The sequence below is a fragment of the Pseudomonas aegrilactucae genome, from assembly GCF_019168305.1.
Taxonomy (GTDB): Bacteria; Pseudomonadota; Gammaproteobacteria; order Pseudomonadales; family Pseudomonadaceae; genus Aquipseudomonas; species Aquipseudomonas aegrilactucae.
The window spans coordinates 1-13,079 of record NZ_JAHTBI010000009.1 but is presented as its reverse complement, the minus strand read 5'-3'; the positions used below and the strand labels follow the sequence as shown (position 1 = coordinate 13,079).

8 protein-coding genes and 1 pseudogene are annotated in these 13,079 nt (G+C 64.4%); 2 read left to right on the top strand and 7 right to left on the bottom strand.

Going from position 1 to position 13,079, the window contains the following annotated elements; translation table 11 throughout:
* Position 1: 1 nt before the first annotated feature.
* On the top strand, positions 2 to 712 hold the full coding sequence (locus KUO17_RS02955; protein ID WP_217973543.1) for a lipopolysaccharide kinase InaA family protein: 711 nt from the start codon (positions 2 to 4) through the stop codon (positions 710 to 712).
* The gene (locus KUO17_RS02950) at positions 712 to 939 is read left to right on the top strand and encodes a hypothetical protein (RefSeq protein ID WP_217973542.1); all 228 of its coding nucleotides are present in this window, start codon (positions 712 to 714) and stop codon (positions 937 to 939) included. The genes KUO17_RS02955 and KUO17_RS02950 overlap by 1 nt, the downstream gene beginning before the upstream one ends.
* An 89-nt stretch (positions 940 to 1,028) precedes the next feature.
* Here KUO17_RS02950 and KUO17_RS02945 read toward each other — a convergent pair whose 3' ends face one another.
* The 7 genes and pseudogenes from KUO17_RS02945 to KUO17_RS02915 all read right to left on the bottom strand — a co-directional run bounded on the left by KUO17_RS02945 (position 1,029) and on the right by KUO17_RS02915 (position 12,743).
* A complete protein-coding gene (locus tag KUO17_RS02945) occupies positions 1,029 to 4,076 on the bottom strand; it encodes a multidrug efflux RND transporter permease subunit (RefSeq protein WP_217973541.1) in 3,048 nt (1,015 codons plus the stop codon).
* Positions 4,077 to 4,089: 13 nt separating this feature from the next.
* A pseudogene (locus tag KUO17_RS02940) lies at positions 4,090 to 5,242 on the bottom strand (efflux RND transporter periplasmic adaptor subunit).
* A gap of 169 nt (positions 5,243 to 5,411) precedes the next feature.
* Entirely contained in the window at positions 5,412 to 6,509 is a 1,098-nt protein-coding gene (locus KUO17_RS02935; RefSeq protein WP_217973540.1) for a DUF1513 domain-containing protein, read from the bottom strand.
* Between the two features lie 2 nt (positions 6,510 to 6,511).
* Positions 6,512 to 7,576: an imelysin family protein gene (locus KUO17_RS02930; protein WP_217973539.1), complete on the bottom strand. Its 1,065-nt coding sequence runs from the start codon at positions 7,574 to 7,576 to the stop codon at positions 6,512 to 6,514.
* Between the two features lie 14 nt (positions 7,577 to 7,590).
* Entirely contained in the window at positions 7,591 to 9,018 is a 1,428-nt protein-coding gene (locus tag KUO17_RS02925; RefSeq protein WP_217973538.1) for a di-heme oxidoreductase family protein, read from the bottom strand.
* Between the two features lie 192 nt (positions 9,019 to 9,210).
* Positions 9,211 to 10,545, bottom strand: coding sequence for an imelysin family protein (locus tag KUO17_RS02920; RefSeq protein ID WP_217973537.1), 1,335 nt, complete (start codon positions 10,543 to 10,545; stop codon positions 9,211 to 9,213).
* 146 nt (positions 10,546 to 10,691) lie between these two features.
* Positions 10,692 to 12,743: a putative bifunctional diguanylate cyclase/phosphodiesterase gene (locus KUO17_RS02915; protein WP_217973536.1), complete on the bottom strand. Its 2,052-nt coding sequence runs from the start codon at positions 12,741 to 12,743 to the stop codon at positions 10,692 to 10,694.
* Positions 12,744 to 13,079 lie beyond the last annotated feature (336 nt).

The window sequence follows — 13,079 nt, the reverse complement described above, 5'->3', positions numbered from 1 at the left end:
CATGGCTGTCGAAGGCACCAGCGGTACTGCGGTCTCGGAACAATTCGATTATTTCTGGCAGCGTCAGGGCGAGTGGGTGGAAACTCCCAACCAGCGGCGCGGCGGTGAAAGTGGGGTGCAGCGTGTGTGTGACGAAACCGGTCACCTGCTGTATGCCAAGCGTCAGATCGGGCATATCTACCGCAGCCTTCTGCATCCCTTCGGCCGCCCTACGGTATTGCGTGAGTTCGATGCGCTGCACAGTTTCGAGCAATTGGGTGTGCGCGTGCCACATATCGTGTACTGCGGCGTGGAGCGCGATGCCGAGCACCAGTGGCGGGCGTTGCTGGTCAGCGAGGCATTGGACGGGTTCGAGGAAATCGACGCCTGGTACGCCGGGGGTGGGCGCGAGCAGTATGGCGAGGCACTGCACGACCTGATACTCAACGACCTGGCGCGCAACCTGGCGCGCATGCACCGCGGCCACTGGCAGCATGGGTGCCTGTACAGCAAGCATATCTTCGTCCGGGTCATCGGCGAGGGTGAGGCAGCACGCGCCGAAGTGGCGCTGCTGGACCTGGAGAAGTGCCGCCGACGTATCAGTTGCCAGCGCGCGGCTGCCAACGACCTGAAGCAATTGCGTCGCCACTCGTCGTGGAACGACGCGGACTGGAAGAAGTTGCTCTACTTTTACCAGATGGCGTTTGGCAGCGCTGTCAAAGGTTTAGCGTAATGAAACTAGAAATAGCACGAGGTTTGTTTCTACTGTGCGCGCTGGCGGTGGCGTCGATTGCCTTCGCGGCATGGGAAGAGCCGCGTCCGCAGGTGCTCAGTTCCATCGAGCATGGGGCGCAGTGCCCGCTGCCGCGTGTGGCCAAGCCGGCGGTGGCGGCGCAGCCCGATCATGACCTGTTGTTGTTCCTGTTCGGCATGAGCCAGGGGCTGCGCTCCAACGGTTGAGGTTTGTCTGTGCTGGCCCCTTCGCTGGCAAGCCAGCTCCCACAAGGATTACTGCAATCCTTGTGGGAGCTGGCTTGCCAGCGAAGCGCTCAGGCAGGTTCTTCAACCGTACCGGGCACTTCTTTGCTGGCCAGCAACGTATACACGCACGGCAACACGAACAACGTGAACAGCGTCCCTACCGACATCCCCGTGGCGATCACCATGCCGATATCGAAACGGCTCACCGCCCCAGCCCCTGTCGCCAGAATCAGCGGCACCATGCCGAACACCATCGCCGCCGTGGTCATCAACACCGGGCGCAGGCGAATCGCCGCCGCTTGCTCGACCGCCTCCCGTGCGTTCAGGCCCTTGTGCAGGCGCAGTTGGTTGGCGAATTCGACGATCAGGATGCCGTGCTTGCTGATCAGCCCGATCAACGTCACCAGGCCCACCTGGGTATAGATGTTCATGCTCGACCAGCCCAGGAACAGCGGTATCAGCGCGCCGCAGATCGACAACGGCACCGTCACCAGAATCACCAGCGGGTCGCGAAAACTCTCGAACTGCGCCGCCAGCACCAAAAAGATGATTGCCAGCGCCAGCCCGAAGGTGACCCACAGCGCGCTGCCTTCCTGCACGAACTGGCGGGCCTGCCCGCTGTAGTCGAAGGCAAAGCCTGCGGGCGCTTCTTCGCGGGCGATGCTGCGCACGGTCTCCAGCGCCTCGCCCATGCTCACCAGCGGGAAGCCCTGGATGATCGCCGAGTTCAACTGCTGGAACTGGTTGAGCTGGCGCGGCCGGGCACGGTCGCTGACGCTGATCAGGGTCGACAGGGCCAGCATCTGGCCCTGGTCGTTCTTCACGTAGTAGTTGTTCAGCCAGCCGGGGTTGTCGCGGTAGGCCTGTTCGACCTGGGCGATCACCTTGTAGCTGCGCCCCTCGATGGTGAAGCGGTTGATCTCCGCCTCGCCCAGCAGGGTCGCCAGGGTGCCGCCCAGGGCGTCCATCGACACGCCCATCTGCGCCGCCTTGGCGCGGTCGATATCCACCACCACCTCTGGCTTGTCGAACGCCAGGTCGATGTCCAGAAAGGCGAACTTGCCCGAGGCCTGGGCGCGGTCCTTGACCCGTTGCGCCACTTCCAGCAGCGACTCGTAGTCATTGGGCGTGTTGATCACGAAGGCGAACGGCAGGCCCTCGCCGGTGCCCGGCAGCGAGGGCAGGTTGAAGCCGAATATCTGCAGCCCGGCGATGCCTTCGAGCTTGGCCTGAACCTCGGGCAGCAGCTCCATCTGCGTACGGCTGCGCTCGTTCCAGGGCTTGAGCAGGAAGCCGCCGATGCCCGATTGCACGCCGTTGAAACCGTTGATCTGGAACGAGGAGTAGTACTCGGGGAAGGCCTTGAAGATCTTCAGGAATTCGTCGGTGTAGGTGTTCAGGTAGTCGAGGTTGGTCGGCTGCGGCGCGGTCGCCATCATGAAGATGATGCCCTGGTCCTCGTCAGGCGCCAGCTCGTTCTTGCTGAACATCAGGAACACCGGGATCAGGCACAGCACGATCACTGCAAACACCACCACCACCGGCCGCGTATTGAGGGTGCCGTGCAGGATCTTCTGGTACCGGCGCTTGAGCCGCTCGAACAGCAGGTCGAGGCGATGCGCCAGGCCGCTGGGGTTCTGCTCATGGCGCAGCAGCAGGGCGCACATCATCGGTGACAGGGTCAGGGCCACAATGCCGGAGATCACCACCGCCCCGGCCAGGGTCAGGGCGAACTCCTTGAACAGGGCCCCCGTGAGTCCTTCCAGAAAGCCGATAGGGGCGTACACCGCGGCCAGGGTGATGGTCATCGACACCACCGGCATGGCGATCTCCCTGGCGCCTTCCAGCGCGGCGTCGAACGGCGACTTGCCCTCCTCGATATGACGGTGGATGTTCTCCACCACCACGATCGCATCGTCCACCACCAGGCCGATGGCCAGTACCATCGCCAGCAACGTCAGCAGGTTCAGCGAGTAGCCCATCAGTTGCATGAAGAACAGCACGCCGATCATCGACAGCGGAATGGTGATCACCGGGATCAGCACCGAACGCAGCGCGCCGAGGAACAGGAACACCACCACGATGACGATCAGCACCGCCTCCACCAGCGTCTTGACCACTTCATCGATCGAGGCCTGGATGAACAGCGTGGCGTCATAGGCGATGGAGGCCTTGAGGTTGGGTGGCAGTTGTGCCTCCAGCTCCGGCATCAGCTTGCGCACCTCCTTGATCACTTCCAGCGGGTTGGCCGCCGGGGTGGCCTTGATGCCGATGTACACCGACGGCGTGCCGTCGAACGAGCTGACCGTGTCGTAGTTTTCCGCGCCCATCTCGACCCGCGCCACATCCCCCAGCAGCACCCGGCTGTCGCCGCTGGTCTTGAGCACGATGGCGGCAAAGGCTTCGGCCGACTTGAGCTCGGTGGTGGCATTGATGCTGGTGACCACGTACTGGCCCTTGACCTCGCCGGCGGCCGACAGGAAGTTGTAGCGGCGCACCGCGCTGGTCACATCGCTGGCGCTCAGGCCGTAGCCGGCGAGCTTGACCGGGTCCAGCCACAGGCGCATGGCGAACACCTGGTTGCCGAGGATTTCGGCTTCGGCCATGCCGGGCAGGGTGGCCAGCTTGGGCTGGATCACCCGCGACAGGTAGTCGGTGATCTGCGGGTTGCTCAGCTCCTTGCTGAAAAAGCTGATGTACATGAGCGCCGAGGCGTCGGCGGCCTCCTTGCTCAGTACCGGGTCTTCGGCGTCCTGGGGCAGCTGGTTCTTGACCTCGCTGGCCTTGGCCAGCAGCTCGGTGAACAGGCGGTCGCTGTCCGAGCCGATGCGCGCGTAGATCGAGATCACCGAGAAGTTCTGGCGGCTCACCGAGGTCATGTAATCGATGCCTTCGGCGCTCGCCAGGCTCTGCTGCAGGGGCTGGGTGATATAGCCCTGGATGGTTTCGGCGTTGGCCCCGGGGTAGGCGGTGGTTACCGTGATCAGGGCGTTTTCCATCTGCGGGTATTGGCGGATGGGCAGCTTGCTCCAGGCCTGCAAGCCCAGCAGCACGATCATCAGGCTGACCACGCTGGCCAGCACCGGGCGACGAATGAACGGGTCGGTAAAAGCCATGACGGTTCCTTGATCAGTCGGCGCGCGGTGGGCTGTTCGGTTCGGCGTTCAGGGTCTTGTCGGGGGTCAGGGCAATGGCCGCGCCCTGGGTCAGCTTGAGCTGGCCGGCGGTGACCACGGTTTCGCCGGGGGTGAGCCCTTTGCTGATGACCACCAGGCCATCGCGGCGCTCGCCAGTCTCGACAAAGCGCCGCTCGGCGATCAGCTGTGGCTGGCCCGCGGCGGTGTTTTCGGCCTGGGCGTCTTCGGCCTTCCTTGGCGCGGCCACGTACACCGAGTTGCCGTAGAGGGTGTAGGTCACCGCGCTCTGCGGCACCACCACCTCGTTGCGCGGGTCGGGCAGCAGCACCTGCAGGTTGGCGAACATGCCCGGCAGCAGCTTGCCCTCGGGATTGGCCAGGGTGGCGCGTACCAGTACATTGCGGGTGGCATCATCGACCTTGGGGTTGATGGCGCTGAGGGTGGCGGTGAAGGTCTGGCCGGGATGCGCGGCCACCGACACCAGCGCCTGCTGGCCGAGGGTCAGCTTGGGCAGTGCCTGTTCCGGCACGAAAAAGTCCACATACAGGCTGCTCAGATCCTGCAGGGTGGCGATCACCGTGCCGCTGGCCAGGTAGCTGCCCAGGTCGACCTGGCGGATGCCGATGGTACCGCTGAACGGGGCGCTGATGCTCTTTTTTCGCCAATGACGCCTTGAGTTGTGCGACCACCGCCTGGTTGCGCAGCAGTTGTGCGCGCAGGCGGTCGAACTCGCCCTTGGAGATGGCCTGGCTGCCGACCAGCTGGCTGCCGCGCTGGTAGTCGACTTGCGCCAGCCCCAGGTCGGCCTGGGCCGTGCCGAGCAGGGCGGTTTCGACGTCGCTGTCCAGTTGCAGCAGCAGTTGCCCGGCCTTGACCGTCTGCCCGGATTCGAAGTGCAGGGCTTTGACCGTGCCGGCGATTTCCAGGCTCAGGTCGACGCCTTGCAGGGCCTTGAGGCTGCCGACCGCGGGCAGGCGGCTTTGCCACGACTGTTCGCGGGCCTGGGCGGCGGCGACGCTGACCGGGGGCTTGGGTGCGGAGAATTGCTGGATCTGCCGATAGACCGAGAACGCCTTGTAGCCCCCCAGGCCCAGCACGAGCAGCAAGACGACCCCTAACATGATGAGCATGCGACGGCGCAGCATAGTCCGGTTTCCCTGGATGCGTAGTTGCCGAAGTCTAGTTGGTCTGCGATATTTCGTTGCCCGTACCGGCCCCTTCGCTGGCAAGCCAGCTCCCACAGGTACACCTTTGCCTTCAAGGCAATGGAGAGCCTGTGGGAGCTGGCTTGCCAGCGAAGAGGGCGACCGGGTCTCAGATCAGGTGCAGATGGTTGTCCCACAGCCCCGACGGCAACTGCAGCGGCTGCCCGACCAGCTCGGCCTTGCGGCAGTCATACAGCCGGCAACGCCCCTGGCCCGACGTCACCACAAAACCATCCGCCACCGCTCCCACGCCGGCGCAATCGGGCATCGGTGCGTCCAGCTTCACGTCGGCGCTGTCCAGGTCCCAGATGAACAGCCGGTTGGCTCGCGGCGCAGTCATCGCCACCAGGCGCAACTCGCTGTGCACCGCCACGCTGGCGGTGTACTGGGCCATGGCCTGCAACTGGCGCTCAGGCACCGGGAACGCCGTGAACGGCTGCCCCGGCCGCTTGATCGCCAGCAGCTCGGCGGTTTCATCCGCACCGCCCATGAACTGCTGGCACGCCAGCACGGTGCCGTCATCGGCGATCGCCAGGTGGCGCACGCTGTTCATCTGCTGGCTCAGTGTCTCCTTGCTCAGCAGCGTACCGTCACGCTGCATCAGCACCAGGCTGGGCTGCATCGCATCGAGGTTCATCTCGACGCGGCTCTCGGCCTCGGTGCGGATGCCGCCGTTGGCCACCACCAGGGTCTCGCCATCCGGCAGCCACGACACCTGGTGCGGGCCGATGCCGTGGGTCGGGATCTCGCCGCTGTACACCAGCCGCTGCGCCTCGAAACGGTACACCCCGAGCAGGCCACGGCCCGGGTCGGTGGTGTCGTTCTCGGTGGCGTACAGCCATTCGCCACCCTTGTGGATCACCGCATGGCCGTAGAAGTGCCGGTTCGGCTGCGAGGCCACGGTCTGCAGCAGGCGCCCGTCGCGCAGGTCGATCAGGTAGCTCTCGGTGCCGGGGCGGCGCGCCACGAACAGCGCAATCGGCTGCGTCGGGTGATTGATGATGTCGTGGCAACGCAGGCCTACCCGGGTGGCAAACACCTGGGTGCCGTCCAGGCGATAGCCGACCGCGTAATGCCCGCCTTCGGCATCGTCGCGGGCCGACAGCAGCAGCGGCTGCTGGCCCTTGATGCGCCACAGGGTCCAGCCGCCCAGCGTCAGGGCGCTGAGCAGCACGCTACCGAGTTTGAGGGCCTGGCGTCGCAGCATGATCAGTCACCGTCGTTGGCATTGAAGCCCAGTTGGATGTTCAAGGCCTTGGCCAGTTCACCTTCATGCAGGCGATGAACCACGTTCAGGCTGTCGTAGAACGCATTGAGCTGCTGGCGACCGGCATCGTCGGCCAGCAGTTCGCCCAGCGGCCGGTCAAGCGCTGCCATGTGCTTGAGCGAATCAGCATAAGCCGCGTCGATCTTGTCGGCCAGGGCCTTCTGGTCCTTGCCCAGCAGGCCGCGCAGGCCCTGGTTGTCCACGCCCACCCAGACGGTTTGCGCAGCGGTCAGGCTGGCTTGCAGGCTCTTGAGCGAGGAATGGCTGCGCCAGGCTTCTGCCTGCAGCGGCTGCGGGATGCCCTTGCTCAGGCGGCCCATCGGCGTGCCGAGCTTTTTCTTCAGGGTATCCAGGGCGGTGACCTGGGCGCGCAGCAGGTCAGCGATCGCTTCGTGCGAGTCGGCGTAACGCTGGTTGGGGAACTTGCTCATCTGCGCGAGCATGCCGTCGGTGCTGTTCCAGCCCTTGAGGATCTCTTCGGCAAGGTTCTTCTGGTGTTCGCCGATGGCCACCAGCAGCGGGCAGTAACGGGCTTTCTGTTCGGCCGTGGCGACGTCGGGCTTGCTGTCGAACAGGATGTACTCGTAGGCCGACAGGCCGCGCACCACCACGCTGGACTTGGCCACGGTGTCGGTGTCGACCGGCTTGTCGCCGTTGACCAGTTGCTCGACCTGGCGGCCGACCAGGTTCTTCTTGTCGGGCCAGAACTGCACCTGCCAGGCGCGGTTGCCCTCGGCCAGCGGGCCGATCAGCAGCGGTTGCAGTTCGGCCCAGGCTTTCTGTGCATGCAGGAAGTCGGCGCGCGCGGTGGCCAGGTCTGCCTTGCCTTCGCAGAAGGCCAGGGCGCTGACGGCCAACTGACGGTCAGCTTCGACCCAGCGGCTGTAGGTCGGCAGGATCACCTGCTTGGCGATGGCGGCGGAGGTCACGGCCTGCGGGTCTTGCGGTGCGCAAGCGCCCAGGGCGAGGGCGGCGAGGCTGGTGAACAACAGCTTGGGACGGAACATGTCCGGCTCCTTCTCTAGAGTGAGTTCAGGAACGCCAGCAGCGCAGCGCGCTGCTCGGCATTGAAGGTCAAGACGTGCTGGCGCGCAGGTTCCGCTTCGCCGCCGTGCCACAGCACGGCTTCCAGCAGGTTGCGGGCGCGCCCATCATGCAGAAACTGGGTGTGGCCACTGACGGTCTGGTTCAGGCCGATGCCCCACAGCGGCGCGGTACGCCAGTCCTGGCCGCCGGCGGCGAATTCGCTGCGGTGGTCGGCCAGGCCCGGGCCCATGTCGTGCAGCAGCAGATCGCTGTAGGGGCGAATCAGCTGGTTGGCCAGCTCCGGCTCGGCGGCGCTGGCCGAGGTGGTGAACTGCGGGGTGTGGCAGCCCTGGCAGCCGGCCTGGAAGAACAGGTTCTTGCCGGCCAGCACCTGGGGTGAATCGACGTCCTTGCGCACCGGCACGGCCAGGTTGCGTGTGTAGAACAGCACCAGGCGCAGGATGTTCTCGCTGACTTCCTGCTCGCCGTCGGTGCCATTGCCAGTGGGCTGGGCCAGGCAGTCGGTCTGCGCCGGGGTGCAGTCGTCCATCGGGCGCAGGGCGGTGGTCAGGCCCATGTCGCCGGAGAACGCGTGCACGTTCTGCTGGTTGAGGTTGGGTTGCCCGGCTTTCCAGCCGAAGCGCCCGAGTACGGTCTTGCCTTGCGCATCGTCCCAGACCTGATTGGGGCGGCCGCGGATGCCGTCACCGTTGCGGTCATCGGGGTCGGCATTGGCCAGGATGTCTGCGTCGGAAATGGCTTCGAGCAGGCCCAGGCCGATCATCGGCGGGGCGACTCGGGCCGAGAACCGCGTGTCGGGGTGCATCGGGCCGTAGCCAAGCTGGGTAATCTTCAGGTGCGGCTGGCGCAGTTCGACCTGGGTGCCGTCCTTGAAGGTGACGTTCACCGGGGTGTAGGCCACGCGTACCTTGCCTTCGGGCGCCACGCCAGGCACGGCCATGTCCTGCAGTTGGCCACCGTACACCGGCTCGGGAACGATGCCCATCTGTTCGATGACCTTGGCGTAGTGCGGCTGGTCGGGGATCGACAGGCGCACCAGCATCGACACCGCGTTTTTCGCGTCGGGTGCCGGCGGGTGGCCGCGGCCGTCCTTGATGTGGCAGTTCTGGCAGGCGTTGGTATTGAACAACGGGCCGAGACCGTCGCGCGCGGTGGTGGTCGACGGGGCGATCACCCAGGGGCTGCGAAAGAAGCTGTTGCCCACGCTGAAATCCAGGCGCCGGCTGGGCGCCAGGTTGGCCGAGGGCATGGAATAGGCATTCTGGTCGCGCTTGTTCACCGTCGCGCTGTCACCGGCACGCGCCTCGCCAGGTTCGGCCTGGGTGAAACGCGGGGCGTCGTCACAGGCGCTCAGGGCCAGGGCCAGCAGCAGAGGGGAGGCACGGTGAAGCAGAGCGGGCATCGAGGGTCCTGGATGGCTGGCGAAAAACTGGCGTGCAAGCTTAGCAGGCGTGGGGGATATGAATAAGAGGGATTTGCGTTTGCTGGATGAAATCTGTGTCAGGTTCACGGGCCTCTTCGCTGGCTTGCCAGCGAAGAGGCCCGTGAACAAAAAAGGCGACCCGAAGGCCGCCTCTTGTTCAGCGCGCTACTCTCAGAACTCGTGGTCAGCGGTATCCGGGTTCAGGTCGGTGATGCCCAGCTTGCCAGCGGCCTGCTCGATCGCACCGGTCTGTTTGACCAGCGAAGCGATGGCGTCACGCACGATCTGGTTGCCCGCCGCATTGTCGGCCGCAATCAACTGGTCGTAGTGCTCGCCTTTGGCAGCGTGGTCGACCATGACCTGGATCTTCGCCTCGGTGGCTTCCAGGTCAGCCTTCAGCGTGCTGTCGGTGGCTGCGTCGACCTTGGCCACCAGCGACGACAGGCTCGGGCCGGTCAGCTTGGTGCCGTCGGTGCGGGTGTACTCGCCCAGGTAGACGTTGCGGATACCCTTGGCATCGTAGAAGTGCGAGTAGTGGGTGTTGTCGCTGAAGCAGTCCTGCTCGTCTTCCGGCGAGTTGGCTTCCAGCGAAACCTTCATGCGCTCGCCCGCCAGTTCACCCAGCGACAGGCTGCCCATGCCGAACAGCATCTTGCGCAGGCCGTTGGATACCGGCTCGGCTTCCAGGGTGGCGCGATAGTTGTCAGCGACCGCTGGCTTCCAGTTGCCGACCATTTCCTCCAGGTCGGTGACCAGCAGTTGGGTCACGGCCTTGAGGTAGGCACGACGGCGCTCGTTGTGCTCGCCGGTGGCGCCTTTGCCTTCCAGGTAGTCCGAAGCCGGACGGTTGCCTGCGCCTGGGCCGGTGCCGTTCAGGTCCTGGCCCCAGAGCAGGAATTCGATGGCGTGGTAGCCGGTGGCGACGTTGGCCTCCGAACCGCCCAGCTCGTTCAGGCTGGCCAGCTTCTCGGGAGTGATGTCCTTGACGTCGACCTTGTCCTCGCCCACCTGGATCTGGGTGTTGGCGATGATGTTGGCGGTGGCGCCCGGGTTGCCCAGGGCGTGCTCGTAGCTCTTGTCGACGTAGTCGATCAGGCCTTCATCCAGCGGCCAGGCGTTCACCTGACCTTCCCAGTCGTCGATGATGGTGTTGCCGAAGCGGAACACTTCGCTTTGCAGGTACGGTACGCGGGCAGCTACCCAGGCGGCCTTGGCGGCGTTCAGGGTGTCGTCGTTGGGGGTTGCCAGGAAGGCGTCGATCGCGCCTTGCAGGGTTTTGGCGGTGCTCAGCGAGTCGCTGTACACGGCGAAGACCATGTCGGCGTAGTGCTTGACCACCGCCTTGCCGGCGGCCTCGTCCACTGCACCGGCTGCCGGGGCAGCGGTGGTGGCGGCGGCAGGTGCGCCAGCCTGTGGCGCGGCGGCCTTGTCCTTGTCATCGCCGCAGCCGGCGAGGGAGATGGCAATGGCCAGCAGACTGGCGGTGGCCAGAGGCATACGAATCATGGGCTATTCCTGCGTCGAGAGGTTGAACAGGCGTGCAGCCGCACGCAAAGGTGCAACATAATGCGAAAGATATGCATTTTCTGTAAAGAGGTTGCCGCCTAAATATTCAAATGGGTGTTCACGCTGCGCCGGGGCAGCGTGGCCCCTCACAGAATCGACACCTGGTTGCGTTGGGCGTGCTTGAGGAAGGCGGTCAGCTCGCGTGCCGGCAGGGGTTTGCTGTAGTGGTAGCCCTGACCTTCGTGGCAGCCCTGGGCAATGATGTAGGCCTCCTGCTCGGCGGTTTCGACGCCCTCGGCGATCACCTGCATGCCCAGGCTCTTGCCCAGCTGGATGATTGCGCGAACGATGGTGGCGTCGTCGTCATCGTCGAGCAGGTCCTGGACGAAGCTCTTGTCGATCTTGATCTTGTCCAGCGGCAGCGACTTCAGGTAGCTGAGCGATGAATAGCCGGTGCCGAAGTCGTCGATGGCGATCAGCGCGCCCGAACGGCGCAGGCTCAGCAGGTGCTGGGCGGCGGTGCTGATGTCTTCCATCAGGCCGGTCTCGGTGACTTCAAGCTCCAGGCTGCGCGGTGGCAGGCGATAGATCTGCAGCAGGTTGTTGACCACCCGTGGCAGTTCGCTGTGGTGCAGTTGCACGGTGGACAGGTTGACGGCCATGCGCAGGTCGCTGAAACCCTGGTCATGCCATTCGCGCAGCTGCCGGCAGGCCTGGTCGAGCACCCATTCGCCGATCACGATGATGTTGCCGTTCTGTTCGGCCAGCGGGATGAACTGGTCGGGTGGCACCATGCCCAGCTCGGGGTGCTGCCAGCGCAGCAGCGCCTCGACGCCGACCACGCGGTGATCGCGGTAGCTGATCTGTGGCTGGTACACCAGGTACAGCTGGTTGCGGGGCAGGGCTTCGCGCAGGTCTTTTTCCAGTTCGCGGCGCCGGCGCATCTCGCTGTCGACGCTGGCGATGTAGAACTGGTAGCGGTTGCGCGAGCGGCTCTTGGCCAGGGTCATGGTCTGTTCGGCTTTTTGCAGCAGCTTTTCGGTGCTGGCGCCGTCCTCGGGGAACAGGGTGATGCCGATGGTGGCGCGCAGGCGGATTTCCTGGTGGTCCAGGGCAAACGGTGCCTCCAGGTCATCGAGGATGCTCTGGGCCAGCTCGGCGGCCTCGTAAGGCTGCTCGATGTCGGCCTGCACCAGCGCGAACTGGTCGCCGCCCAAACGGGCAAGGGCGCCCAGGCGACCGCTGTGGGCGCGCAGACGGTCGGCCAGCGCCAGCAACAGCTGGTCACCGGCCTGGTAGCTGAACTGCTCGTTGATGCTCTTGAAGTCATCCAGGCCCACGCACAGCACGGCTACCCGGCGCTGCAGGCGCCCGGCGTCGACCAGGATCTTGTCCAGTTGCTGTTGCAGTTGCTGGCGGTTGGGCAGGCCGGTGAGGAAGTCGTACTGGGCCATGCGCAGCAGGCTGTTTTCGGCTTCGTGGCGCAGGTGCGTGTTGCGCTCGATGGAGGCCAGCAACTGGTTGGCGGTATTGACCCACAGGCCCAGCTCGTTCTTCTCGTGGCCCTTGAGCAGCGGCAACTGGTGCTGGCTGGGGCGGTCGGGATTGATCTGGGTGAGGTTCTCGATGATTTTCGACAGTGGCTTGGTCAGCAGCCAGTGGTAGACCAGGTACAGCACCAGGCCCATGGCCAGTGCACGCAGCACCCCGGAGATGAAGATGATCACCGAGTTGACGATGAAGCCTTCGCCGTAGGCGGCGGTATCGAGGGTGATGCTGAGGTCGCCGTAGTATTCGCTGTACGGGCCGCGCCCCACCAGTTGGGTGGTGAACGTGCGCTCCTGGCCGAGGATCAGGTCGGTCAGCCAGCGGGTCGGCAGTTCTTGCAGTGGGCGGGACTTTTCGGCCAGCATGGTTTCATTGGGGTGGCCGATGGAGGCCATGCGCACGGATTCGTCCTGGAACAGGCCTTCGATGACCTGCATGCCCATTTCGCGGTCCAGGCTGTACACGGCCTGGGTCGAGGGGTCGCGGAACATGTCGAGGATTCGCTGGGCGTCGTTGGCCACCGCCTGACGGGTCTTGTAGGCGTCGAACACGATTTGCGCACAGCTGAGTACCACGCCGACAGCCAGCGCCGAGAGCAGGACCACCCTGAGCAACTTGACTGACAAGCTGTTTTTGAGTTCCAGCTTCAATGGGGGGTTCCTTAATCCATGCGCATGGCATCATTTTGCCATCAACTGTGGCAATCCACTATTGGCCGTTATCAAGATTCATGATCTGGCTGTGACTGTATCGGTTCACTGGCCGTGCGACTTGAGTGTGGTTGCCAAACTTTCCCAACGACTGATGTTAGCGCGGTATGGGGGTGGAGCAAGAGTGGGGTGGTGTGAAATTAGTTAAAAAAGGTTGATGTTAGCGGCCTAACGATTGCCGTTGCCGTTGCCGTTGCCGTTGCCGTTGCCGTTGCCGTTGCCGTTGCCGTTGATCTTGATCTTGATCTTGCTGTTGATCTTGATCTTGATCTTGAT

Bases quoted from the DNA above. Each gene is read 5' to 3' on its own strand.
- KUO17_RS02955 (WP_217973543.1), top strand. From the start codon at position 2: ATGGCTGTCGAAGGCACCAGCGGTACTGCGGTCTCGGAACAATTCGAT.
- KUO17_RS02950 (WP_217973542.1), top strand. From the start codon at position 712: ATGAAACTAGAAATAGCACGAGGTTTGTTTCTACTGTGCGCGCTGGCG.
- KUO17_RS02945 (WP_217973541.1), bottom strand. From the start codon at position 4,076: ATGGCTTTTACCGACCCGTTCATTCGTCGCCCGGTGCTGGCCAGCGTG.
- KUO17_RS02935 (WP_217973540.1), bottom strand. From the start codon at position 6,509: ATGCTGCGACGCCAGGCCCTCAAACTCGGTAGCGTGCTGCTCAGCGCC.
- KUO17_RS02930 (WP_217973539.1), bottom strand. From the start codon at position 7,576: ATGTTCCGTCCCAAGCTGTTGTTCACCAGCCTCGCCGCCCTCGCCCTG.
- KUO17_RS02925 (WP_217973538.1), bottom strand. From the start codon at position 9,018: ATGCCCGCTCTGCTTCACCGTGCCTCCCCTCTGCTGCTGGCCCTGGCC.
- KUO17_RS02920 (WP_217973537.1), bottom strand. From the start codon at position 10,545: ATGATTCGTATGCCTCTGGCCACCGCCAGTCTGCTGGCCATTGCCATC.